The sequence below is a fragment of the Sediminibacterium sp. genome, from assembly GCF_051860225.1.
In the GTDB taxonomy this organism is placed as follows: Bacteria; Bacteroidota; Bacteroidia; order Chitinophagales; family Chitinophagaceae; genus Sediminibacterium.
This window is the reverse complement of the sequence record NZ_JBHYEI010000001.1, coordinates 1,313,879-1,336,682: the sequence shown is the minus strand read 5'-3', so window position 1 is coordinate 1,336,682 and position 22,804 is coordinate 1,313,879. Positions and strand designations below refer to the sequence as shown.

Sequence of the window (22,804 nt, the reverse complement as noted above, 5' to 3'; positions counted from 1 at the left end):
CGAATTAACGGAAAGGATTGCAATCATGTTGTTAAATTGATGAAATTTGTGCCATGAAAATATTCATAGCACAACAAAACTATCATATTGGCAATTTTGAGTTAAACACCAAAAAGATAATTGAAGCCATTGAAACTGCTAAAGCAGCAGGTGGAGACTTAATCCTTTTTAGTGAAATGACTGTATCCGGATATCCTGCCAGAGATTTTGTTGAATTTGAAGATTTTATTGAACAATGCAATGTTGCAGTCAATACCATTAAAGCCCATGCCGATTCTATTGGCGTATTAATTGGAAGTCCGGTAAAAAACAAACATTTAAAAGGCAAGGACTTATTTAATGCTGCCTATTTTTTATATGAAAAAGAAATAAAAGCTGTAGTTCACAAAACATTATTACCAACTTATGATGTGTTTGACGAATATCGTTATTTTGAACCTGCATACGAGTGGAATATCATTGAATTTAAAGGCAAAAAGCTGGCAGTAACTATTTGCGAAGACATATGGAATTTAGGAGACAACCCGCTTTATCGAATCTGCCCTATGGATGAATTGATGAAATTCAATCCAGATATCATGCTCAATTTAAGCGCATCCCCATTTGACTACACACATGACGAAGACCGAAAGGCAGTCATTAAATCAAATGTTTTAAAATATAAAATTCCATTATTTTACTGCAATGCAGTAGGAAGTCAAACAGAAATCGTATTTGATGGGGCATCCTTGGTTTTTGACAAAGAAGCCAATTTAATGAAAGCCTTCCCAATGTTTGAAGAAGCATTAGACTGGGTTGAATTAAATGATGATGGATTCATTAATGGCCCCATTTTAGAACCTGCTAGCAGAATACCGGAAAAAGAATTAAATCCGGCAACCCTTGATCCACAATTAAATATTGAACAAGTATACCAAGCATTGGTATCTGGCATTAAAGATTATTTTGGGAAAATGGGTTTCACCAAAGCAATTCTAGGTTCTTCTGGGGGGATTGATTCCGCTGTAACATTAGCCATTGCCTGTGAGGCACTAGGGGCAGAAAAGGTAAGAGCCATTTTAATGCCATCTCCTTACTCAACTGATCACTCTGTTAATGATGCAATTGCACTTAGCAATAACTTGAATAATCCATACGATATTGTTAGAATTGACCAGGTATACCAAAGTTTTTTGGAAACATTAAACCCTCTATTTAATGACCTACCTTTTTCATTAGCCGAAGAAAATATTCAAAGTAGAAGCAGAGGCAATATATTAATGGCTATTGCCAATAAGTTTGGATACGTATTACTAAACACATCTAATAAAAGTGAATTAGCCACTGGTTATGGAACCTTGTATGGTGATATGGCAGGGGGGCTTGGCGTACTAGGTGATTGTTATAAATTACAAGTGTATGAATTAGCCAGATATATCAACCGATCAAGAGAAATTATTCCGCACAATATCATTAACAAGCCCCCTAGTGCAGAACTAAGACCTAATCAAAAAGACAGTGATAGTTTACCAGACTACGGGGTACTTGATAAATTATTGTATCAATATATCGAGAAAAGACAAAGCCCAGATAATATTAAAGCACAAGGATTCGATACTGCCTTAGTAGACCGTACCATCAAAATGGTGAATAATAACGAATATAAGCGCAATCAATTTTGCCCGATTATTCGTATTTCACCCAAAGCATTTGGCGTTGGAAGAAGAATGCCAATTGTTGGTAAATATTTAAGCTAATTATTTTTACTTAATACCAAAATGGGAACATGGCTATGAAAAGCTAACTTTTTGGTATGACTAGAAGAAAATAATTGAGCAAAGAAATTATGTTCTTTGGGCACGGTGATGACTAAATCAACTTGTTGTTCATCTACAAATTGGTTAATCCCGTTCACAAAATTTTCTTCGTGTGAAAAGTGATAGCTAGGGTTTAATTTTTGTAAGACAGTATGCACTGCAAAGCTCTCGCCCATAACTGTTCCAGGGAATGTCTGTTCAAATTCATCTGGTTCTGCTTCAACATTAAAAACCATTAAAGCAGCACCAGTTAATGCTTGCATTGAGGCAATTTGATCAACAGGCATATATTTCTCTGCATTATTAAAATCGCATGCAAATAGTAATTTTTGGATTGGCTTAAAGCTAGACTTGGCAGGTACAATAATCAAAGGAATATGACTATGTTCCGCAATATGCACTGTATTACTACCAATCAGGGTTTCGGCTAAAGCACCGCCACCAGTAATTCCCATTACCACTAATTCTATTGGATTTTTCTCTGCATAATCTTCTAATGCAGAAAGAATAGATCCATAAACTGCAAGTACATCAAATACAATTCCAGTATCAACATATTTTGAGATTAAATTAGCTCTAAACTGAAGCAATCTATTTTCTGCAGATTCTCTAAAACTGTCTATTTCAGGAATTTGAATTCCAGGCATCATTGGATCTATTGCAACGGGTATTTCATAAGCATGCAATAAAATAATTCGTTCCGCTTTTACTTGTTGAGCAAAATGAACAGCATAATCAGCAGCATTACTGGCAGTAGACGAAAAGTCGGTAGGTACAATGATGGTTTTCATAGACCTAAATTTACAGATTTTCGATGATACCCGCAATACCTTGACCACCCCCCACACAGGCAGTTACCATACCATATTTTTTATTCAAGCGCTTCATATCATTTAGTAGCTGAACGGTTAATTTGCAACCAGTGCATCCTAAAGGATGTCCTAATGCAATTGCACCACCATTGATATTCACTTTTGTTCTATCTAACCCTAACTCCCTAATTACAGCAAGCGACTGAGAGGCAAATGCTTCATTTAATTCAAACAAATCAATATCGCCTATATTCATTCCTGCTTGCTTCAAAACCTTTGGTATAGCAGCAACTGGACCAATTCCCATGATTCTAGGATGAACCCCTGCGGACGCACAATTCACCAATCTTCCAATTGGGGTTAAACCCAATGACAACATCATACTCTCGCTCATGACTAATGCAAAAGCTGCACCATCACTAGTTTGCGAGGAATTACCAGCGGTTACACTTCCCCCTACTGCAAAAGCTGCTTTTAATTTAGAAAGGCCTTCAACTGTAGTATCTGCTCTTAATCCTTCATCTGTGTCTACCACATATGATCTAACCGCTTTTTTCCCTTTTTCATTAAGATAAGTTTCCTCAACAGTAATAGGTAGAATTCCCGATTTAAAATATCCGTTTTCGATTGCTGTTTTAGCTTTCATATGGGAAGCATAAGCAAAAGCATCCTGATCTTCTCTTGATATATTAAACTCTTTTGCAACCGCCTCTGCTGTTAATCCCATACTTAAATAATAGTCTGGTTCATCTTTGGCAATTGAATAAGAAGGCACTGTCTTCCATCCAGCCGTTGGAACCATACTCATACTTTCCGTTCCACCAGCTATAATACACTCAGCCATCCCCGACCTAATTTTAGCGGTTGCGGTTGCTATACTTTCCAATCCACTTGCACAATATCTATTAATGGTGATACCTGCCACTTCAATACCCAATGCTTTTGCTGCAATGATTCTACCAAACTGTAACCCTTGTTCTGCTTCAGGCACCGCATTCCCTACAATTACATCATCCACTAATTTCGAGTCTAGCTGTGGTACGGATGCCATTAGTCCTTTGATTACTTCTACAGCTAGATCATCGGGTCTAAAAAAACGGAATCCACCTTTTTTACTTTTAGTAACTGCGGTTCTATATCCCGCTACTATATAGGCTTCTTGCATAAACTTGATTTAATCATTCAAATGTAGTAAAAATGATTAAAAGTTGTTTATGCAACTAAATTTTAAATCAGTCTTTAGAGGTATTTTCGCAAAAATTTTTGACTTTGTATCCACTATTAAGAAATATACTATTTAAGGCAGCCCCAGAGAAAGTGCATTATTTTTCTATGAACTGTTTAAGAATAGCCAGTTCAATAGGTTTGGGTGACACCATACTTAAAAACCTATTTCAGTACAAGGCCACTAATTTGCAAAAAGAAGTAATGGGCTTGCATTTTAAAAACCCGGTAGGTTTAGGAGCAGGGTTCGATAAAAATGCAGCTTATTTACATGAATTAGAAAGCTTAGGCTTTGGATTTGTTGAAATAGGCACAGTTACTCCAAAAGGTCAGCCTGGTAATGATTTACCAAGACTATTTAGACTACCAGCAGACAAGGCGTTAATTAATAGAATGGGATTCAATAATGATGGCGTTGCTGCCGTAAAAGAACGCTTAATTAATTGGAACAGCAGAGGAAAATCGAAGGGAGATTTAATAATAGGCGGTAATATTGGTAAGAATAAAATTACACCCAATGAGGATGCTTGGAAAGATTATTGTATTTGCTTTAATGAATTGCATGATCAGGTAGATTATTTTGTGGTAAATGTGAGTTCACCTAATACACCAGGATTAAGGGCTTTACAAGAAAAAGATGCACTCACGAAAATCTTCAGTGAATTACAACACCATAATGCAGGCAAATCAAATCCCAAACCACTCTTATTAAAAATTGCACCAGACCTTACGAAAGAGCAGCTAGATGATATTGTTGAATTATCCTTATCCATGAACTTGAGTGGATTGGTAGCAACCAATACTACTTTAGACAGGTCAAATTTATCAGCAACATCTGCAGCCTTAAGTGAGTCAATTGGTATGGGGGGATTGAGCGGAAAGCCAGTTCAGAAAAGATCTACAGAAATTGTTCAATATATTTCAAGTCAAACCCAAGGTAAAGTTCCAATTATTGCAAGTGGTGGAATTTTTACAGGGGAAGATGCCAAAGAAAAAATGATTGCAGGTGCTTCTTTAGTGCAAGTTTGGACAGGCTTTGTTTATGAAGGACCTGCAATCGTAAAAAATATTTGTACTTACTTGTCAGAAAATAAATAATTGGATTAGAAATCAAATCCTAAGGCAAAATAATATACTGGTGCGCCTTTGAAGACTCCCTTCATAGGCCAACCTGCATCAAATTTCATAAAATAACCCAACAAAGTACTTCTAACACCAAAACCATAGCCGCCCGCAAAAGGTCCAAGACCGCCTGCATCAATCTTAACCACTACAGGGCTCTGATTGCTAGAAATCACTTCGCCTGGTCGTTTGATGCCATTGTATTTTCCATTCCATGCAGTTCCTAAATCTAAAAATTGTACTAGTTGGAAATTGCGGAGGAATGCGTTATTAATTGGTCTATCAAAAATGGTTGCAAATAAAGGCAGCCTAAATTCACTATTGATTACAAAAGCATTATTACCATTGGCAATATTTTGATTATAACCACGCATATTTACTGCCAAAGATTGGAACGCATAATTTTGATCAGCTGCAGGTTGGTTACTATTATTGAATTTAGGTCCAATCCAACCATCTACTCCGCCTAAGTAATAGATTAACTTTTGATTACCCCAAGAAAAGTCTGCAGCTACCCTACCAGCCCAAATAAAATTGCGATAAATTTTGTGATAGTATCTTCCATCAAAACCAAAATTCATAGTGGGTTTACCATTGTTTGCGGGATTTCTACTTGCTGGTAAATTAACATCTAAGTATACTTTATAGCGTAACCCATTCCAAATATTTTGCGTAGGGTTAATGGTATTGTCATGCACATATTCTAACCTAGACAAAATAAATTTAGACACTGTGTCTTTAAAGGCCAAGGCATTGGGGTTGGGCTGACCAGTAAAATTATCGTAAGATTTCAATACCCCTCTATCTGAACGCAAACCAATAGTAGCCCTGATACTTTTTACTTCATTAATAGGATAACTTGCATTAAACTGATACAAGTTGGTGTACAACATATTATTGAATTGAGTTCGGAAGAAGTTGGTCACATTACTTCTATAATAAGTTACTCCCCAATCAATTTTTTTGCGCATGTTTTGAAAAGAGAACATCAAATCTTTATCTGCTAAATTGGTACCAAAGCGCATTCCTGCAACAAATTTCATGTCTTCCATCAAATCGCTTACCCCTACCCTAAATGTGAAGTTAAAGTCGTTCCCGTTGTTTAATTGAATAGGACCAGACCCTCCAGCATAAGGCTGATAACGATTAATGAGTACATTATTTGTGAATCCACCCAATAAATAATCCGAGCTAAACTTTAAGCCATAATTATACAACTTTGAATTTGCTAAACTAGTTTTTCTTTGAGGTAGACCAGCAAGTAATATAGCATTTGCCTTACTAGTTGTATCAGGCAGTTCATCCGCAAATTCGTTTTGGAAAACAGCTGCTTTTTTGGATGTATCATTAGCAGGCTTAGTATTGTTATACTGGATAGCCCTTCCCTCAGTCATCTTTTTATCATCCAGTACTTTCTTAACGTACTCGGTATTACGTGCAGTTATATTTCTTCTTGCTAACGCTAGTTCATCTACTTTTAATTTATAAACAAACTTGAAATCGCCTTCTCTTCTTACTTCACTAACCTGTCCATTATTCCCCGCAATTCTGGTCTCTAATAAAGAACTTTGATAATTAGTTATTGGGAATGTATAAGTGGAATCTTTATAAACTTGATAATAACTCACACTATCTGGCTCTTGTTTTTGCCAAGCCATTAAAGTTGAATCAAATTCCTTTGGAGCAGGATTGCGAAGAATTTCTTCTCCAATATAATAAAGGGTATCTAATCCATTTCTTTGTGTTGAAAAGAAACCTGCCCACCTATTTCCAATACCATTTTCATCTGATACGAATGTAAAGTGATTAGTATTGTATTGCATTGGGTAACGAGCATTGCCCATTTTAACATTGGTTAACTGGGCAATCTGCTTTTCCTTGCTATCATTTAATACATCTACCATGTAAATATTGAAAGGATATCTGCTTGGCAATACTGTGTCTTTGTTGGGCGCATTATTACCAGGGCGATTAGAAGAAAAGATGATACCCACTCTATTGGGAAATGAAACCAAAGTAGGGTCTAAGTCATCGTAAATATCATTGGTGATTTGAGTTACTTTTTGCTCTTCAATTTTGTAGGTGAAAATATCGGTATGTCCATTTTTTACCGCACTTAATACCAATGTATTGGCATCAAGCATAAAACTAGCATCTAGTATTTGATCAAACCCATCAATAGTTTGTTTAAATCTTTTGTAACGAGCAATCAAGTCGTATACAAACATATTGATCTTTCCTTTTTCCCAGTAAATCACAAGAAGCCTTGATCCTTTTCCATCCCAAGCCATGATTGGATAATTCGGATTTACTTCATTCACATTGGTTAAGACTCCGCTTTTTAATAATACCTTTTCGTCATAAAAATTCTCCATCAATTTAACCGAGTAAATACCTTTTTTAAATTCAAGTACGGAGTAAGTATTACTACGCGGATTAGGGTTAGCCTGAAATCTAAAATAATCCCGCTTGCCAATTTCCTCTGTTACTGTCAATTGACCTTTTAATTGATTTCTTCGTTGACGAATATCTTTGATATAACGGTCTTGTTGAAATTGCATGAAATCAGTTAATACATCTTTGAATTTTTTCTTACAAATTCTTAAACAAGCATTATTGATGTTTTTATACATCCTAGCCAAATACAAGAGGTAGGTTATATTTTCTTTCCTGTATTTTTCACCAATATAATTCCAAAATGCATGCCCAGCCAGAAGTGGCTTTTCAAAAGCAAATTGATAAAATGAATTGTATCTACCACTTAATATGGCGCTCTTTAGTTCATCATCTTTTTCAGTACTCCAAGACTGTCCTGCGTAAGCAATATATCCATCCACCATCCATTTAGGCAAATCTAACAAAGCTTGGTTACTGGCAAATTCACCTATATCGTCTCCAAATAATAAATTATCGGTTAGTACTTTTGCAATGCCCTCTCTAATTTGATTTTTTAACTTTTCATGATTGCCATTAAAATAAACGATGATTTTATTATTTACCAACTTAGTAACACCCCCTGAATTCTGCCAATCGGACCCTAAACCAATATTGCTACTTTTATAATCATTGTAATTATTATACACCACAATGTTCGCTCTGCGCTGTAAAGAATATTCAATAAAATTTTCGATTGACTTTAGTTCTTCTTCTGCTACTTGGCTTACGAATTTACCCAACTCTACTCCCCCTTGGGTTACATAAGTATTAAAATTGGAAGATTGGTAAAACTTCCAATTAAACTTCTGGTGTTGAATTCTATTCTTACCAAATTCTACACTGTTAACCTGCGCATTTACTGCAACAGAACTTAATAAACCAAGAAAAAAAATTACTTTACTGATACTATTCAATTGCATATCCGAACTTTGGTATTTAAAATTAATCATTTACCGTTAAAAGCGGGTAAAATACATATATGATAAAGGTTAAGGTTTTTACATTTAGTCCAATTCAAGAAAATACTTATGTACTTTATAATCAGCACAATGAAGCAATCATAATTGATCCAGGCTGTTATGATACCTCAGAACAGGATGAATTATTTCAATTTATTCAAACAAAAACACTTAAACCGGTACAATTGTTAAATACACATTGTCATTTAGACCATGTATTTGGCAATAAATGGGTTTACGATACATTTAAAACCCCACTCCATATTCATCCAGAAGAAGAGCCCATGCTTAGAATGGCCCCATTGTCAGGTGAAAAATGGGGGCTTCCTTTTGTTAATTATGAAGGTCCAATCAAGTATTTATATCCGGGAGATACCATTTTACTAGGAAATGATGCCTTGAAAGTGATTTTTGCCCCAGGGCATTCTCCAGCAAGTATTTGCTTTTATAGTGAATTTGATCAATTTTTAATAGGTGGTGATGTTCTTTTTAGGGAGAGCATTGGAAGAACCGACCTTCCAGGTGGCAATCATGCGTTATTACTAAAAAGTATCAGAGAGAATCTATTCTGCTTACCCAATGATGTTAAAGTTTATCCGGGTCATGGACTTAGCACAACTATTGGATATGAAAAAAGGAATAATCCTTTTTTACAATAGATAATCTAATTCTCTTGCTGCATGTAGGTATTGAATGCAGTAATAAAAATTGCTCCTAAGTTTTTGTAAGGGGGAACATAATCATCAAATTTCTCCTTAGCGGTTCCACTAAATCGAATAGCCAAACTATTCCAAAGCGAAGGCCATTTTAGGTTTTTACCTAAACGCAATTCTTCACTGATTACATTAATGAGCCCTTGGTTAATAATACCCGTACCAATTTGCTTAGAGGAAATGATATGTGCACCAGGTGCTATTTCTAACACTTCATTTAACCGCTGGTACCCTCCACAGCTTCCTAATAAAACCAACTTTGCAGAAGAAGGCATTTTTTGTACCGTCTGGTTAAGATAATAACTATGACCGCGATGAATCACCACACTGGGATGCAATTTTTGGTTATGTAAATATTCAATCAAGCTATCCTGAGCAGCGGCATCCAAATCTTCTGTTTCATCAAGGGGCAAGTTGGCATAAATGGTGATAGGTGTACCAATTCTCGAACTTACTTCTACCCATTGAGACTTCTTAGTAATTCTCCAATTGGCATTTCTAAATTTATTCAAGAACGCATTAAAAACAACCATACCATCTTTATCACCGTAAAAAAATTGCTGCATTATAACTCTACCGGTTTCACTGTCTTTTAGATAGTTATTGGGTAATTCATAAATGGGCATGATCCCCAACTTAGCGGATAAATCAATTTTACTAGTTGGCTCCAAAGAAGAAAAAATGGTTTCTAATAAATCATAGATTACTTGCCCGCGTTTATTCTTTATTTGATTGCATCTATCTAATTCAAGTCTAACCTGATTTAACATGAGTTTTTTAAGTAGTGGATTGTATACACTTGAATAAGAGTCAGCAACATCTACCGCATCTTCTAATGAGGTAGTTTGTTCTAACCCATTCACAAATCCACGCATCAATTGTTCTGCATCTTTTTTGTCCATTTTAGAAAGAAAATCATCTAACTTATTATAAGCGGCAGCAATCTTAATGAATTTTTTATATTGATCCTTATTAACCATTGACAGCAAAGAATCTGATCGAGGATTTTTCATTGCAGCAAAGATTCTTGGATAGACCCCGTTTACAAAACTGGAAGTGTACATTTCTTCTTCCCCTGTTACTGCTAAGTAATAAAGTTCTTGAGGACTTAATTTGCTGATACTTTTAAATCGTACAAAATCGCTCTTTTCATTGTGCAAAGCATTGATTTCATTGATATACAATTCTATACTTTTAGCTTTTAACTTATTGTATAATATTGTGGCAGCCATAGGAGTATCGCCTTGTTGAATCCTTTTAGCATAATCAATCCTTGTTCTTACCAATAAACTGAAATAACCTGCAGAAGTGTCATTTCCAACAAACTTTGTTATGGAATCCATTTTTAATTTCCCGGTATACAATTGATCTAAAAAAGGGAAATACATTCTACCGGTACTCGTTAATGAAAGTCGCGCAACTAATTTTACAAAAGGATGATTTACCGATTGAATTTTTTTACCCAGTGCATTAGGGGCAGCAGCATAACTATATAATTCCTCTGGATCTCTAAATGCAGCAAGTGTAATTAAAGAATCAGCAGACGCTGTAGCAGGATTTCGGAATAATATGGGTAAAATTTTAGTAGGATTTCTGTCACATTGTTTTACAACAATACTATCTTTTGCTGCTTGCATTCCTCTATTACTACTTAAGGTAAAATTCTCTGTAAGTATGATGGCAGATTCTAAATCAAGCCGGTTCATTAAAGGTGCAATTGAGCCCCCAGACAATTGTTCATTCATAGCAATCTGGAAGGTTTGCAACAAAAGAGGCAATCGAGTTTCTGGCGTTTTGCCATTCTGATAATTTAAAAAATAAGCAGTGAGCAAATCATTTACACCTCTTAGCCAGGTATATTTTGCATTATTATCAATTTCGACAGTTGATTCAATTTTGCTTCGCAACTGGTTAATTAACTTTTCTGATAAGTTTAATTCATTTGCAGTTAATTGATATTGCTTTGCTGGATACAATTTTATGGCCTCAAAACTTCGAAAGATATATTCATGATGCAATTGACGCATTGCTGGAATGGGGGGAATTGAGTCAGTTTGTTGCGCATTGGATTGCGTTGCAATAGTAAAAACAAACAAGAATGTATATATAACTTTAAGCATATAGGTAACAAAAATAGGCATTCAGTCAGTTAACAATTAGATAATAATACAAAATAGCTTATTTGCGAAGGAATGAAATTAACTTTGTGTAAACAGAATGTTAACATGGAAGGGAAGCCTAAACAGATTTTAATAGCAGACGACGAACCGGATATTTTAGAAATCATCCGTTATAATCTGGAGAAGGAAGGCTATGAAGTTCATACGGCAAAAGATGGAAATGAAGCTATTGAAAAGGCCAAAGCATACTATCCCGATTTAATTATTCTAGACATCATGATGCCTCGAAAGAATGGGGTTGAAGTATGTCAAATATTAAGAACACAACCTAGTTTTCAAGACACGTTAATTATCTTTTTAACTGCAATGAGCGACGAAAGCTCCCAAATCAAAGGACTTGAAACAGGTGCAGACGATTACATCAGTAAACCCATCAGCCCCAAGGTATTAGTGAGCAGGGTAAATGCTTTATTTAGAAGAGTAACGAATAAAGAAGCAGGAAAAACATTGCAAATCGGAAATATTTCAATAGACCCAGTTAAGTTTATTGTTACTATTGATAATAATGAAGTGATACTTGCAAAAAAAGAATTTGAATTAATCTATTTATTGGCTTCAAAACCTGGCAGGGTTTTCTTAAGAAATGAAATCCTTACCCAAGTATGGGGTAATGAAGTTATTGTTGGAGACAGAACCATTGATGTTCATGTTAGAAAAGTAAGACAGAAACTAGGAATAGATTGTATAACTACCGTAAAAGGGGTTGGTTATAAATTTGAAATTTAACTAATTGTTTCAGCTGCAAAATGTAAATTGCTTCTATGCTGAACACAAAAAATCTTTCCCCCAAGCAACTATCAGCCTTTACTGCAGCAATATTAGCCATTCCTATATCTATAGGTATTTGGTTTATTAAACCAGATTGGATTATTACGCTTGTTTCTTTATTAATCACATTTATTGGAAGTTATTTACTGATTGGCTTTGTATTAGAATCTTTCATTTATAGAAAGATTAAATTAATATATAAGTTCATTTATCAAACCAAGGCAACAAAAAGAGAAGAGACCTATTACAAATATATTTTACCACAAAAGGGAATTGATGAAGTAAGAGAAGACGTTGAGAAATGGGCAGAACAAAGAAGTGCAGAAATTGAAATCCTTAAACAAAATGAAGTGTTTAGGAAAGAGTTTCTACAGAATTTAGCCCACGAATTCAAAACACCCATTTTTGCCATTCAAGGATATGTGGACACTTTAAGAGAAGGGGCCATTGATAATCGAGAAATCAGTATTCGTTTCTTAGAAAATACGGCTAAAAATGTTGATCGAATGGTCAATCTAGTAAAAGATTTAGATGCAATATCAAGATTAGAAAGTGGAGAACAGCCCTTACATAAGGAATCATTTATTATACAAGACCTTATTCGTGAAATTTATGAAACCTTATCTATAAAAATTGATGCAAAAAAAATCAATACAAGCATCAAAAAAGGTTGTGAATTTCCTATTGCGGTATTTGCAGACAAGGAGAAAATAAGACAAGTCATTAATAATTTGATTATCAACTCGATCAAATACGGCAAAGAGGGAGGAAACATTATTGCTAGTATATATAAAACAGATGAAGAGCATGTTTTAGTTGAATTAAGTGATGATGGAATTGGAATTGCAGAAGAACACCTACCAAGGGTTTTTGAACGTTTCTACAGAACAGACCGTGGAAGAAGCAGAGATATCGGTGGAACGGGCTTGGGTTTGGCCATTTGTAAACATATCATTGAAGCACATGGTCAAACTATACATATTCGCTCTAAAATTGATATAGGAACTTCTGTAGGCTTTACCTTATCTACAACGAATTAGATATATTTTATTTATTTAATATTATCTAATTATTAACTTTTTGTTATCAAACAAGGACCACCGTACAAAAGGGTATTTTTGCGGAAAATCTACCATTATGGGTATCAATAACATCGGTCGCTTTTTCATGCCAAAAAACAAGCTCTTCTATGAACTTTTTGAAGATGTAGCAGACAAAGCACACGAAATGGGCATCAAGCTAAAAGAAATGGTTAGCGAAGCAGACCAAGATAAAAGAAGAGCCATCCTAGCTCAAATTGAAGACTTAGAACACAAAAATGACGATAATACCCATAAAATTTTTACGGAATTAGGTAGAAATTTCATCACACCATTTGATAGAGAAGATATTCACTACTTAGCAACTGCACTAGATGATATTGCTGATTATATATTTGCTTCAGCTAAAAAGATTAATTTCTATAGTGTAAATCCGAATGATACAGGCATTCAAAAAATGGCTGAATTAATCTTACAGGGAACCATTGAAATCAAGAAAGCGGTATTTGGCTTAAGGGATATGAAAAACCTTCGTGAAATGACAGAAGCGATGGTTAAAGTTAACAGCATAGAAAATCAAGCAGATGATGTTTTTGATATGAGTATCGAAATGTTGTTCCAGCAAGAGAATGACTTCAAAGAAGTAATCAAAAAAAGAGAAATTTATCAAGTCATGGAAATTGCTACTGATAAATGTGAAGATGCGGCCAATGTAATTGAGTCAATTATTATTAAATACGCTTAATCAGCATCAACAGGAGTTATGTTTACATTACTGGTAATCATCATAGTGCTTGCTTTTATTTTTGACTATATCAATGGATTCCATGATGCAGCAAACTCAATTGCAACAATCGTTTCAACAAAAGTGCTTACCCCTTTTCAGGCAGTAACCTGGGCAGCATTTTTTAATTTTGCTGCTTTTTTTATTTCAAAATATATTTTCAAAGAATTTGGAATTGGAAATACGGTAGCCAAATGGGTTAATGCAGATTTTATTACACTAGAAGTGCTAATGGCGGGCATTATGGCTGCCATTACATGGAACCTAATAACTTGGTGGTTCGGTATACCATCTAGCTCTTCCCATACTTTAATGGGAGGATTTATTGGTGCTGCAATAGCACATGCAGGTGGCTTATCAGGCGAAGCAGGAGATGTAATCAACTATGCTAAAGTTATTCCTACCTTTCTGTTCATCTTTTTTGCTCCACTAATAGGTATGTTTATTGCATTTGTTATTACCATTATCATTGTTCATTTATGCAAACGATCGAACCCATACAAAGCAGAGAATTGGTTCAAGAAATTACAATTAGTTTCTTCAGCAGCTTTTAGTATTGGACATGGAGGAAACGATGCACAAAAAGTGATGGGAATAATTGGAGCTGCCATTATTTTCTACGAGAAGAACACACACGGCGTAATAATGGACTTCAATAGTTTTGTTGATGCATATCCATGGGTGCCATTTACTAGTTTTCTATGTATTGGAATTGGCACCATGAGCGGTGGTTGGAAAATTGTAAAAACAATGGGAACTAAAATCACTAAAGTGACTCCATTAGAAGGTGTAGCTGCAGAAACTGCAGGTGCAATTACTTTATTTATGACAGAACATTTTAAGATTCCAGTGTCTACTACACATACTATAACCGGTGCTATTATTGGTGTTGGAGCTACCAAGCGTTTAAGCGCAGTAAGATGGGGCGTAACAGTTAATTTACTCTGGGCATGGATTTTAACGATTCCTATTTCAGCTTTTATTGCAGCCATCTTTTATGCAATCATCAAGCTAATAGTTTAAATTTAAGGAAGAAGAAGCACGCTTTTGCAGTATATTGCACTAAAGAATAACCTGCGATATGGCAAAAATTTTAGTGACCGGCGGAACCGGATATATTGGATCACATACCATTGTAGACTTAATAGAAAATGGTTACGATGTTATTTCTATAGATAATTTTTCAAGGTCTACTACCATTGCACTTGCAGGAATAGAAAAAATCACTGGAAAGAAAATAAAAAACTACACAGTTGATTTAAAAAATTTTGACGAAACACAAGCAGTATTTCAAGAAAATACTGATATCGACGGAATCATCCATTTTGCTGCATATAAAGCAGTAGGCGAGTCGGTTGAAGAACCATTAAGGTATTATGAGAATAATATGTTTGGTTTAATCAACTTACTAAAATGTGTACAAGAATTTTCGGTACCAAATTTTGTATTCTCTTCCTCTTGCACTGTGTACGGTAACCCAGATGTAATTCCAGTAACAGAATCATCTGCCATAAAACCAGCAGAATCCCCTTATGGTGCAACCAAACAAATGGGTGAAGTAGTTATAAAAGATTTTGCAAAAGTGGTGAATACAAATACCATTTTATTAAGGTACTTTAATCCGGTGGGAGCGCATCCGTCTGGCTTAATTGGTGAACTACCAGTAGGTAAGCCACAAAATTTAGTTCCTGCAATCACTCAAACTGCCATTGGTAAATTACCAAAAATGTGGGTTCATGGAAATGATTATCCTACAAAAGATGGATCATGTGTTAGAGACTATATTCATGTTTCAGATATTGCACATGCTCATACACTAGCCATTCAATACTTATTAGAGGGTAAGAATGAAACCAATTGTGATGTATTCAATTTAGGAACTGGCGATGGTGTGAGTGTATTAGAAGCCATTAATACATTTGAAGAAGTAAGTAATGTAAAGTTGAATTACGAAATAGGACCACGCAGGGCAGGCGATGTAATAGCAATATATGCAAATAATGATGCAGCAGTAACGAAACTTGGGTGGGAAATTAAATATGGCATCAAAGAAATGATGGATACCGCTTGGAAATGGGAACTAAAAATGAAACAGGAAGCCGATCAAGCAGTGAATAATTAGTTATTTAACCAATTGATTGTAATAGTTAAATAGATTGATTAAATCAGCTTGTTTTTTAAACTTGGTTTTTTCTTTTTTTAGAAACTCACTAATTGCGTCGTGCTTATCATCCATTAGGGTTAGTGCATCCTCAGCCTTAGATAACTTTACTATTTTAGTACCATAAACACCATAATAATTCAACAATTTGTCTGTATTGGTAACAGCACCAGTACCGTATACTTGTTTTGTTTCCGTGAAAAATTTTGTATCGAGCAGTAGCTTCGCTTTACCTTCAACCAACACCTGATAAAAATTTTTATCTGTTAAATTATCAATCGGTTGAAATCCTTTTTCAAAAACAACCACACTTCCATTGGGCATATCAAATTCAACACGAATGATAGGACTGATCACTTCCATATCACTGCCATCAGAACCCAAATAAAACAATCGACTATCCTGTAATAGTAGTTTATATTTTACATCGCTTAATAGCTTGCCCTCTTTCGTGTATAATCTTGCTTTTAAATAATCAGGATGAAAGAGATATGCAGTGTTATCAATAGTTGCAGCTGCAGATCTCAAATCTACCCCATTAGCATCTTTTAGGAAAATTCTTCCACCCGTATCCTGGGCAGTCACTAGGCTAGACATCAAGACAAAAAAAGTTGAAAAAATTACTTTATTCATACCATTAAGTTAAGCAAGTTTATTGATTTGTCATCTTCTCGGCATTTTCCGCCATTTGTAATGCTTCAATAAATTCGTCTATTTCGCCATTGATGACTGCATCTAAGTTATAGGAAGTTAATCCAATTCTATGATCGGTAACCCTACCCTGTGGCCAGTTATAAGTTCTGATTTTTGCACTTCTATCACCCGTACTAACTAAAGTTTTTCTTTGTCTAGAGATTTCGTCTTCCTGCTTTCTTACCTGCTCTTCGTATAACTTAGTTCTAAGCATCGTCATCGCTTTTTCCCTGTTACCCAACTGAGATCGTTCCGTTTGACAAACTACCACTACGCCAGTAGGAATATGGGTTAAAAAAACTTTGGTTTCTACCTTGTTCACGTTTTGACCACCTGCACCACCACTTCGGGCCGTTTCCATTTTAACATCACTTTCTTTCAACTCAAAATCTACCTCTTCCGCTTCAGGCATTACTGCAACCGTAGCTGCAGAAGTATGCACCCTACCCTGGGTTTCTGTATTGGGAACCCTTTGCACGCGATGAACACCACTTTCAAATTTTAGTGTACCATACACATCTTCCCCACTTACTTCCACCACCACTTCTTTGTAACCACCAACCGTTCCTTCACTTTCACTAACCACAGCGGTTTTCCATCCTTTCTTAGAGCAATATTTTAAATACATCCCTAGTAAATCGCCTGCAAATAAGCTGGCTTCGTCACCACCAGTTCCAGCTCTGATTTCTAAAATGGCATTTTTATCGTCTTGAGGATCTTTAGGAATCAATAATTTAGTGAGTTCTTTTTCTAATTCATCTTTACGAACTTCTAATTCAGGGAGTTCCATTTTAGCCAACTCACGCATATCTTCATCGGAACTATTTAAGCCCTCTTTGGCATATTTATGATCGGCCAATACCCGCATATATTCCTCATACGGTTTCACAATCTTTTCTAAAGAGCGGTACTCTTTACTGTACACCCCAAATTCCTTTTGGTTATTAATAATTTCAGGGTTGGTGAGCGCAATACCCACCTGATCAAATCTAGCTTTTATGGCTTCCAGCTTATTCAGCATATAATAAATTCATTTTCGGACTGCAAAAGTACGGTTTTAGAGGGGTTAAAATAGGTAGAAAGTAACAGAACTTATAATGGCATTGATTTCTAACTGGAATATTAACGATTTGTCTAAAAAAATAAAACTAAAAAGAACTAGGTTTGGTACTTATAAACAGTAGCAATGTCCATAGTAGTTAATCAATTGGTTAAAAAATACGGAACACAAATAGCGGTCAACAATCTTTCCTTTTCTTTAGAAAAAGGGGAAATTGTTGGCTTTTTAGGCCCAAATGGAGCAGGTAAGAGCACTACTATGAAAATGATAACGGGGTCAATTGAACCAGATGCAGGCAGCATTGAAGTGAACGGAATTAATATGAGCAAAGACCCAATAGCGGGTAAAAGAAGAATTGGTTATTTGGCAGAAGCCAACCCACAGTATTATGATCTATATGTAAAAGAATACTTACAATTTGTTGCAGAAGTGCACCAATGTAAAAATGTACAAGCACAAATTAAAACAGTGATTGAACAGGTGGGATTAGGGCCAGAACAAACCAAAAAAATAGGCCAATTATCGAAGGGCTATAAGCAAAGGGTAGGATTAGCAGCCGCAATAATGCATGAACCCGATGTATTAATTTTAGACGAACCAACCACAGGCTTAGACCCTAATCAAATCATAGAAATAAGACAATTAATAAAAGCCTTAGGCCAACATAAAACCGTATTATTCTCAAGCCATATATTACAAGAAGTAGAAGCCATTTGTAGCAGAGTGTTAATCATTCATAAAGGAAATTTAGTAGCCAACCAATCCATTCACGAATTAAATCAAAGCAATCGCTTAGAAGCAATTTTCAGAAGCTTAACAGGCGCTATTAGTGTATAAACTACATAATACTTATATTTGAGTCCATTTAAAAACAAATACCATGAGTTACATTATTGATGTACATGCAAGACAGATTTTAGACAGTAGAGGTAATCCTACCGTAGAAGTAGATGTATTAACCGATGATGGTGCATTAGGAAGAGCGGCAGTTCCAAGTGGAGCTAGCACAGGTATTCATGAAGCAGTGGAATTACGTGATAACGATAAGAAGAAATATGTTGGGAAAGGCGTATTAAAAGCGGTAAAAAATGTAAATACTGCTATTGCAGATGCAATTGTAGGATTGGATGTTTCTGAACAAGCAGCAATAGACCAGATCATGATTGAGCTAGATGGTACCCCTAATAAAGCCAAGTTAGGAGCCAACGCAATACTAGCAGTAAGCATGGCTGTAGCTAAAGCAGCAGCAGACGAAGCCTCATTACCATTATATCGTTATATAGGAGGAACCAATGCAAAAACATTGCCTATTCCAATGATGAATATTGTAAATGGTGGTGCACACGCGGATAATAAAATTGACTTTCAGGAATTCATGATCATGCCTGTTGGAGCTCCTACTTTTAGTGAAGGATTGCGTTGGGGAGTAGAAATTTTCCATACGCTTAAAACCGTATTGAAAAAGAAAGGATACAGTACCAATGTGGGCGATGAAGGTGGATTTGCTCCAAATATCCAAAGCAATGAAGAAGCTATTGAAACTGTATTGGAATCTATTCATGCTGCAGGATATAAAACAGGTTCACAAATTGTAATTGCAATGGATGCGGCTAATAGTGAACTATGGGATGCGAAGAAGAAAAAATATGTATTCCATAAGAGCAGTGGTAAAGTAATGAGCAGCGATGAGTTGGTGAAGTTCTGGGAAAAATGGGTGAAGCAATATCCTATTGTATCTATAGAAGATGGTATGGCAGAAGACGATTGGAATGGCTGGAAAGCTTTAACGCAAGCGGTTGGAAGCAAATGTCAATTAGTAGGAGACGATTTATTTGTAACCAACGTAGATCGTATTCAACAAGGTGTAGACAAGCATATAGCGAATGGCTTATTGGTTAAGGTAAACCAGATTGGAACCATCACTGAAACCATCAATGCCGTTACATTGGCGCAACACAATGGGTATAATACCATCATGAGCCATAGAAGCGGAGAAACAGAAGACACTACCATTGCAGACTTAGCGGTGGCGTTAAATTGTGGTCAAATTAAAACAGGTTCTGCTTCTAGAACAGACCGTATGGCTAAATACAATCAATTGATTCGTATTGAAGAAATGTTGGGAGAAACAGCCATCTATCCTAAAGGAAAAATCAAATTCGGTAAATAATCATTTGCACCACTGTGCACAAATCTTACTTGGCAGATAAAGGTTTCTTATTACTTTTATCTGCCATTTTTTATGAAGAAAGCTATACCATACCTCACCAATAAATACTTGATAGCGGCTATTCTATTTATAGTATGGATGTTGTTTTACGACCAGCGAGATTATTTTCAGCAAAAAGAACGCAGGGATGAACTGAAAAAATTAGAAGTAAAGAAAGCATACTACGAGCAGGAAATAGAAAAGACGAAAAAAGAGTTAAATGACTTACAAAATAATCCTGCAGCAATAGAAAAATACGCCCGTGAGCGATATTTAATGAAGAAAGATGGTGAAGATATTTTTATTGTTGAAGACTCCTCTAAGCAATAAACAATAGAATATTAAATCATTTTATTTTTTCTTGCAATATTTTACAAAAGGTTCCGTTTTAATAAGGACCGTATCCTCTTGTTCACTCGCAGCCATCTGCTTATGAAAAACTTTAAAGAAGAGGAATTGATTATGTATTTATACAAGGATAGTACGCCAGCGCTTACTAAGGCTATTGAAAAAGCTATACAGGAAGACGCAGAATTAAAACAGAAAGTAGAGACATTGCAACGGTCTAAGAATCAGTTAGACAAGGTGAAGCTAAAGTCGCCTTCTAAAAAATCGATTAAAGCCATTATGGATTACGCAAAGAAAAGAGCAGAATAAATATTTTAGCTTATAGCGTGTTCGTAAATTTGCGCATGACTAAGAAACAACGCTATCAGGAAGTCATTGACTATTTTCAAGAAACAACTCCTGTTGCAGAAACAGAGCTATTATACGATAATCCTTTTCAACTATTGGTTGCAGTGATTTTATCGGCGCAGTGTACCGATAAGCGTGTTAACTTGACCACACCGGGTATTTTTAAAGTATACCCTACGCCAGAAAAAATGGCTAAAGCCAGTTTTGACGATTTGTTTCCGCTTATCCGAAGCATTTCTTACCCAAACAACAAAACCAAGCATCTGATTGGCATGGCCAATATGTTATTGGAACAATTTGGGGGTGAAGTTCCTATGACAGTAGAAGCATTAGTAAAACTTCCAGGAGTAGGCAGAAAAACAGCAAACGTGATCACTAGTGTGATTGATGAACAACCCAATATGGCAGTGGATACCCATGTATTTAGAGTCAGTCATCGATTGGGCTTGGTCAGCACAAAAGCTACTACCCCTCTTGCAGTAGAAAAAGAATTGATTAAATATATTCCAGAAGAACTGGTGCACAGAGCGCATCATTGGTTAATACTACATGGCAGGTACACCTGCTTAGCGCGTAATCCAAAATGTGATGAATGTGGTTTGCAAACGGCTTGCATATATTATACCAAGCAAGCAAAAAAAATAAAGTAAATCACAAAAAAAAATTAAGCATCCGAGAATAACAGCTAGAATTTTTCTACTCTTGTTTTTGATTTTTTAATAAAGACCGTTATTGCATCTGCAGTCATTCCAATAGTCCATAAATTCATTTTTGCACTTGTGTTTTTATGAAAAGCTAAATCAGAACACTCCTCTATACCATCAGCATCTTTGGTTATTAAATACATAGTTTCTCTTTTTTCGTCTACATCAACATCTTGACCACAGATTGGTGTGGTATTTACTATTTTATATGTAAACGTTTCCGCTGGTTCTTCATCTGAACGGCAGATCAACGTTCCATTTTCTTTAAATTCCCAAATATTTGTAGATGCGTCCTCTTGATACCAGACGCCAATAATATTCTTTTTTGCTTGAGTTATATATACTGGTTCTTGAGATGTGGTATTTAGTGTTTGATTATGATTCTTTGAGTACACTACAGCAACAGTTGTAATTACAATGATTACTGATAGACTAATAACTATATTTAGACTTCGCATAAATTAATTCGGAATTAATTTAGGAATCTCATTTTCATTAAAAAAAGTTGAAATTTCTTGATATAATATTATTCACTTACCGATATACTTTTAATCGTTTTTGAATTAATATCATATTCAAAATTTAAACTCATATCTAACTCAACATTATTATAGGAGAGATTTAAAAAGACTTGTCCTTGAGGATTTTCTTGATCTTTCCAAGCTACAGGAAATAATTCTGCTACTAAATCTATACTATCGCCAACTTTAATGACTTTATCGTTCGACATTGCAAAACAATAATTATTATTAGTAAATATAATTCTAAATAATTCATTATTTAGAAACCAAACATCTGCCCCGTTATATTTCAAATGCTTTAAATTACTTTGTAACATTTCATCGAACTCATTCATTATACTTATTGGGTTTCCGAATTTTGTTATAAAATCTCTCTCATCTAATAAAATTGAATTTTTAGAATATTGACTAGATAATGGTTTTAAATCAAACTGCTCAATTCTCAATAAACTAAGAATACTAGTTCTATTTTCAATAATTTCATTTCTTTGACTTTTTGCAATAAAAACGATTGATACAGTTATAAACAATAATGCACTTAATATTAATTTTATTTTCATATACTAATTATTTAAAATTATTGACATGGGTTACCATTACTTACACCTGCACTATTAAATTTAGTAGAAATATAATTTTCAGGGTTTTTTATAATACCATTTTCTCTAACCTCAAGATGAACATGCGGATATTTGACATTGAATGCATTCCCAGTTCTGCCACTAAGAGCAATTAAATCACCCTGTTTAATAACATCATCCTTTTTTAGAGATGAAGAATTTAAGTGAGCATATAAAATAATTAATTCGTCACCATTGCTTTTTGTCGTTTTAATTTCAATGTAATTTCCCCAAGAAAATTTATAATCGAGGGGCAAATTAGCAAGAATTACTGTTCGGTTAACTTACAATCTAGAATAAAGATTA

Annotated in this window: 22 protein-coding genes; 13 read left to right on the top strand and 9 right to left on the bottom strand. The window is 35.1% G+C overall.

Features of this window, described 5'->3' with window-relative positions; translation table 11 throughout:
* The first annotated feature begins 53 nt into the window (after positions 1 to 53).
* Positions 54 to 1,736 carry an NAD+ synthase gene (locus ACTIEI_RS05750; RefSeq protein ID WP_439505330.1) on the top strand — a complete coding sequence of 561 codons (1,683 nt, stop codon included), beginning with the start codon at positions 54 to 56 and terminating at the stop codon, positions 1,734 to 1,736.
* On the opposite strand, the gene ACTIEI_RS05745 is transcribed toward ACTIEI_RS05750, so the two are convergent.
* Together ACTIEI_RS05745 and ACTIEI_RS05740 are read right to left on the bottom strand one after the other, a co-directional pair.
* The gene (locus ACTIEI_RS05745; protein WP_439505329.1) at positions 1,733 to 2,587 is read right to left on the bottom strand and encodes a universal stress protein; all 855 of its coding nucleotides are present in this window, start codon (positions 2,585 to 2,587) and stop codon (positions 1,733 to 1,735) included. The two genes, ACTIEI_RS05750 and ACTIEI_RS05745, sit on opposite strands and share 4 nt — an antisense overlap.
* Positions 2,588 to 2,597: 10 nt before the next feature.
* Positions 2,598 to 3,773 carry an acetyl-CoA C-acyltransferase gene (locus ACTIEI_RS05740; RefSeq protein WP_439505328.1) on the bottom strand — a complete coding sequence of 392 codons (1,176 nt, stop codon included), beginning with the start codon at positions 3,771 to 3,773 and terminating at the stop codon, positions 2,598 to 2,600.
* A 104-nt stretch (positions 3,774 to 3,877) separates the two neighbouring features.
* Between ACTIEI_RS05740 and ACTIEI_RS05735 the strand changes: the two genes are divergently transcribed.
* Positions 3,878 to 4,930 carry a quinone-dependent dihydroorotate dehydrogenase gene (locus tag ACTIEI_RS05735; RefSeq protein ID WP_439505327.1) on the top strand — a complete coding sequence of 351 codons (1,053 nt, stop codon included), beginning with the start codon at positions 3,878 to 3,880 and terminating at the stop codon, positions 4,928 to 4,930.
* A gap of 5 nt (positions 4,931 to 4,935) precedes the next feature.
* Here ACTIEI_RS05735 and ACTIEI_RS05730 read toward each other — a convergent pair whose 3' ends face one another.
* Positions 4,936 to 8,310, bottom strand: a complete 3,375-nt coding sequence (locus tag ACTIEI_RS05730; RefSeq protein ID WP_439505326.1) for a hypothetical protein — start codon at positions 8,308 to 8,310, stop codon at positions 4,936 to 4,938.
* Between the two features lie 59 nt (positions 8,311 to 8,369).
* Between ACTIEI_RS05730 and ACTIEI_RS05725 the strand changes: the two genes are divergently transcribed.
* Entirely contained in the window at positions 8,370 to 9,008 is a 639-nt protein-coding gene (locus ACTIEI_RS05725) for an MBL fold metallo-hydrolase (RefSeq protein WP_439505325.1), read from the top strand.
* Positions 9,009 to 9,013: 5 nt separating this feature from the next.
* Here ACTIEI_RS05725 and ACTIEI_RS05720 read toward each other — a convergent pair whose 3' ends face one another.
* Positions 9,014 to 11,203: a hypothetical protein gene (locus ACTIEI_RS05720; RefSeq protein ID WP_439505324.1), complete on the bottom strand. Its 2,190-nt coding sequence runs from the start codon at positions 11,201 to 11,203 to the stop codon at positions 9,014 to 9,016.
* 51 nt (positions 11,204 to 11,254) lie between these two features.
* Between ACTIEI_RS05720 and ACTIEI_RS05715 the strand changes: the two genes are divergently transcribed.
* The 5 genes from ACTIEI_RS05715 (at position 11,255) to galE (ending at position 15,956) form a co-directional block, all read left to right on the top strand.
* Entirely contained in the window at positions 11,255 to 11,968 is a 714-nt protein-coding gene (locus ACTIEI_RS05715) for a response regulator transcription factor (RefSeq protein ID WP_439505323.1), read from the top strand.
* Between the two features lie 35 nt (positions 11,969 to 12,003).
* A complete protein-coding gene (locus ACTIEI_RS05710; protein WP_439505322.1) occupies positions 12,004 to 13,050 on the top strand; it encodes a sensor histidine kinase in 1,047 nt (348 codons plus the stop codon).
* 97 nt (positions 13,051 to 13,147) lie between these two features.
* On the top strand, positions 13,148 to 13,795 hold the full coding sequence (locus ACTIEI_RS05705; protein ID WP_439505321.1) for a DUF47 domain-containing protein: 648 nt from the start codon (positions 13,148 to 13,150) through the stop codon (positions 13,793 to 13,795).
* Between the two features lie 18 nt (positions 13,796 to 13,813).
* Positions 13,814 to 14,857 (top strand): inorganic phosphate transporter, encoded by a 1,044-nt coding sequence (locus ACTIEI_RS05700; protein ID WP_439505320.1) that lies wholly within the window; start codon positions 13,814 to 13,816, stop codon positions 14,855 to 14,857.
* 58 nt (positions 14,858 to 14,915) lie between these two features.
* Positions 14,916 to 15,956 (top strand): UDP-glucose 4-epimerase GalE, encoded by a 1,041-nt coding sequence (gene galE, locus ACTIEI_RS05695; protein ID WP_439505319.1) that lies wholly within the window; start codon positions 14,916 to 14,918, stop codon positions 15,954 to 15,956.
* On the opposite strand, the gene ACTIEI_RS05690 is transcribed toward galE, so the two are convergent.
* Positions 15,957 to 16,628 (bottom strand): hypothetical protein, encoded by a 672-nt coding sequence (locus ACTIEI_RS05690; RefSeq protein WP_439505318.1) that lies wholly within the window; start codon positions 16,626 to 16,628, stop codon positions 15,957 to 15,959.
* A 19-nt stretch (positions 16,629 to 16,647) separates the two neighbouring features.
* Complete coding sequence (gene prfA / locus ACTIEI_RS05685) at positions 16,648 to 17,709, bottom strand: peptide chain release factor 1 (RefSeq protein WP_439505317.1); 1,062 nt, start codon at positions 17,707 to 17,709, stop codon at positions 16,648 to 16,650.
* Positions 17,710 to 17,874: 165 nt separating this feature from the next.
* On the opposite strand from prfA, the gene ACTIEI_RS05680 reads away from it, so the two are divergent.
* The 5 genes from ACTIEI_RS05680 to nth all read left to right on the top strand — a co-directional run bounded on the left by ACTIEI_RS05680 (position 17,875) and on the right by nth (position 21,303).
* Positions 17,875 to 18,585 (top strand): ATP-binding cassette domain-containing protein, encoded by a 711-nt coding sequence (locus ACTIEI_RS05680; RefSeq protein WP_439505316.1) that lies wholly within the window; start codon positions 17,875 to 17,877, stop codon positions 18,583 to 18,585.
* A 43-nt stretch (positions 18,586 to 18,628) separates the two neighbouring features.
* The gene (gene eno / locus ACTIEI_RS05675; protein WP_439505315.1) at positions 18,629 to 19,918 is read left to right on the top strand and encodes a phosphopyruvate hydratase; all 1,290 of its coding nucleotides are present in this window, start codon (positions 18,629 to 18,631) and stop codon (positions 19,916 to 19,918) included.
* Positions 19,919 to 19,990: 72 nt separating this feature from the next.
* On the top strand, positions 19,991 to 20,287 hold the full coding sequence (locus ACTIEI_RS05670; protein WP_439505314.1) for an FtsB family cell division protein: 297 nt from the start codon (positions 19,991 to 19,993) through the stop codon (positions 20,285 to 20,287).
* A 102-nt stretch (positions 20,288 to 20,389) separates the two neighbouring features.
* The gene (locus ACTIEI_RS05665) at positions 20,390 to 20,614 is read left to right on the top strand and encodes a hypothetical protein (protein WP_439505313.1); all 225 of its coding nucleotides are present in this window, start codon (positions 20,390 to 20,392) and stop codon (positions 20,612 to 20,614) included.
* A 35-nt stretch (positions 20,615 to 20,649) separates the two neighbouring features.
* Positions 20,650 to 21,303 carry an endonuclease III gene (gene nth, locus ACTIEI_RS05660; protein ID WP_439505312.1) on the top strand — a complete coding sequence of 218 codons (654 nt, stop codon included), beginning with the start codon at positions 20,650 to 20,652 and terminating at the stop codon, positions 21,301 to 21,303.
* 35 nt (positions 21,304 to 21,338) lie between these two features.
* On the opposite strand, the gene ACTIEI_RS05655 is transcribed toward nth, so the two are convergent.
* The 3 genes from ACTIEI_RS05655 to ACTIEI_RS05645 form a co-directional block, all read right to left on the bottom strand.
* On the bottom strand, positions 21,339 to 21,815 hold the full coding sequence (locus tag ACTIEI_RS05655) for a hypothetical protein (protein ID WP_439505311.1): 477 nt from the start codon (positions 21,813 to 21,815) through the stop codon (positions 21,339 to 21,341).
* A 68-nt stretch (positions 21,816 to 21,883) separates the two neighbouring features.
* The gene (locus ACTIEI_RS05650) at positions 21,884 to 22,438 is read right to left on the bottom strand and encodes a hypothetical protein (RefSeq protein ID WP_439505310.1); all 555 of its coding nucleotides are present in this window, start codon (positions 22,436 to 22,438) and stop codon (positions 21,884 to 21,886) included.
* Between the two features lie 17 nt (positions 22,439 to 22,455).
* On the bottom strand, positions 22,456 to 22,755 hold the full coding sequence (locus ACTIEI_RS05645) for a M23 family metallopeptidase (RefSeq protein WP_439505309.1): 300 nt from the start codon (positions 22,753 to 22,755) through the stop codon (positions 22,456 to 22,458).
* Positions 22,756 to 22,804: the final 49 nt, after the last annotated feature.

What these genes read in the sequence shown, in the direction of transcription:
- ACTIEI_RS05750 (WP_439505330.1), top strand. Translation starts at nt 54, where the DNA reads ATGAAAATATTCATAGCACAACAAAACTATCATATTGGCAATTTTGAG.
- ACTIEI_RS05745 (WP_439505329.1), bottom strand. Translation starts at nt 2,587, where the DNA reads ATGAAAACCATCATTGTACCTACCGACTTTTCGTCTACTGCCAGTAAT.
- ACTIEI_RS05740 (WP_439505328.1), bottom strand. Translation starts at nt 3,773, where the DNA reads ATGCAAGAAGCCTATATAGTAGCGGGATATAGAACCGCAGTTACTAAA.
- ACTIEI_RS05730 (WP_439505326.1), bottom strand. Translation starts at nt 8,310, where the DNA reads ATGCAATTGAATAGTATCAGTAAAGTAATTTTTTTTCTTGGTTTATTA.
- ACTIEI_RS05725 (WP_439505325.1), top strand. Translation starts at nt 8,370, where the DNA reads ATGATAAAGGTTAAGGTTTTTACATTTAGTCCAATTCAAGAAAATACT.
- ACTIEI_RS05720 (WP_439505324.1), bottom strand. Translation starts at nt 11,203, where the DNA reads ATGCCTATTTTTGTTACCTATATGCTTAAAGTTATATATACATTCTTG.
- ACTIEI_RS05715 (WP_439505323.1), top strand. Translation starts at nt 11,255, where the DNA reads ATGAAATTAACTTTGTGTAAACAGAATGTTAACATGGAAGGGAAGCCT.
- ACTIEI_RS05710 (WP_439505322.1), top strand. Translation starts at nt 12,004, where the DNA reads ATGCTGAACACAAAAAATCTTTCCCCCAAGCAACTATCAGCCTTTACT.
- ACTIEI_RS05705 (WP_439505321.1), top strand. Translation starts at nt 13,148, where the DNA reads ATGGGTATCAATAACATCGGTCGCTTTTTCATGCCAAAAAACAAGCTC.
- ACTIEI_RS05700 (WP_439505320.1), top strand. Translation starts at nt 13,814, where the DNA reads ATGTTTACATTACTGGTAATCATCATAGTGCTTGCTTTTATTTTTGAC.
- galE (WP_439505319.1), top strand. Translation starts at nt 14,916, where the DNA reads ATGGCAAAAATTTTAGTGACCGGCGGAACCGGATATATTGGATCACAT.
- ACTIEI_RS05690 (WP_439505318.1), bottom strand. Translation starts at nt 16,628, where the DNA reads ATGAATAAAGTAATTTTTTCAACTTTTTTTGTCTTGATGTCTAGCCTA.
- prfA (WP_439505317.1), bottom strand. Translation starts at nt 17,709, where the DNA reads ATGCTGAATAAGCTGGAAGCCATAAAAGCTAGATTTGATCAGGTGGGT.
- ACTIEI_RS05680 (WP_439505316.1), top strand. Translation starts at nt 17,875, where the DNA reads ATGTCCATAGTAGTTAATCAATTGGTTAAAAAATACGGAACACAAATA.
- eno (WP_439505315.1), top strand. Translation starts at nt 18,629, where the DNA reads ATGAGTTACATTATTGATGTACATGCAAGACAGATTTTAGACAGTAGA.
- ACTIEI_RS05670 (WP_439505314.1), top strand. Translation starts at nt 19,991, where the DNA reads ATGAAGAAAGCTATACCATACCTCACCAATAAATACTTGATAGCGGCT.
- ACTIEI_RS05665 (WP_439505313.1), top strand. Translation starts at nt 20,390, where the DNA reads ATGAAAAACTTTAAAGAAGAGGAATTGATTATGTATTTATACAAGGAT.
- nth (WP_439505312.1), top strand. Translation starts at nt 20,650, where the DNA reads ATGACTAAGAAACAACGCTATCAGGAAGTCATTGACTATTTTCAAGAA.
- ACTIEI_RS05655 (WP_439505311.1), bottom strand. Translation starts at nt 21,815, where the DNA reads ATGCGAAGTCTAAATATAGTTATTAGTCTATCAGTAATCATTGTAATT.
- ACTIEI_RS05650 (WP_439505310.1), bottom strand. Translation starts at nt 22,438, where the DNA reads ATGAAAATAAAATTAATATTAAGTGCATTATTGTTTATAACTGTATCA.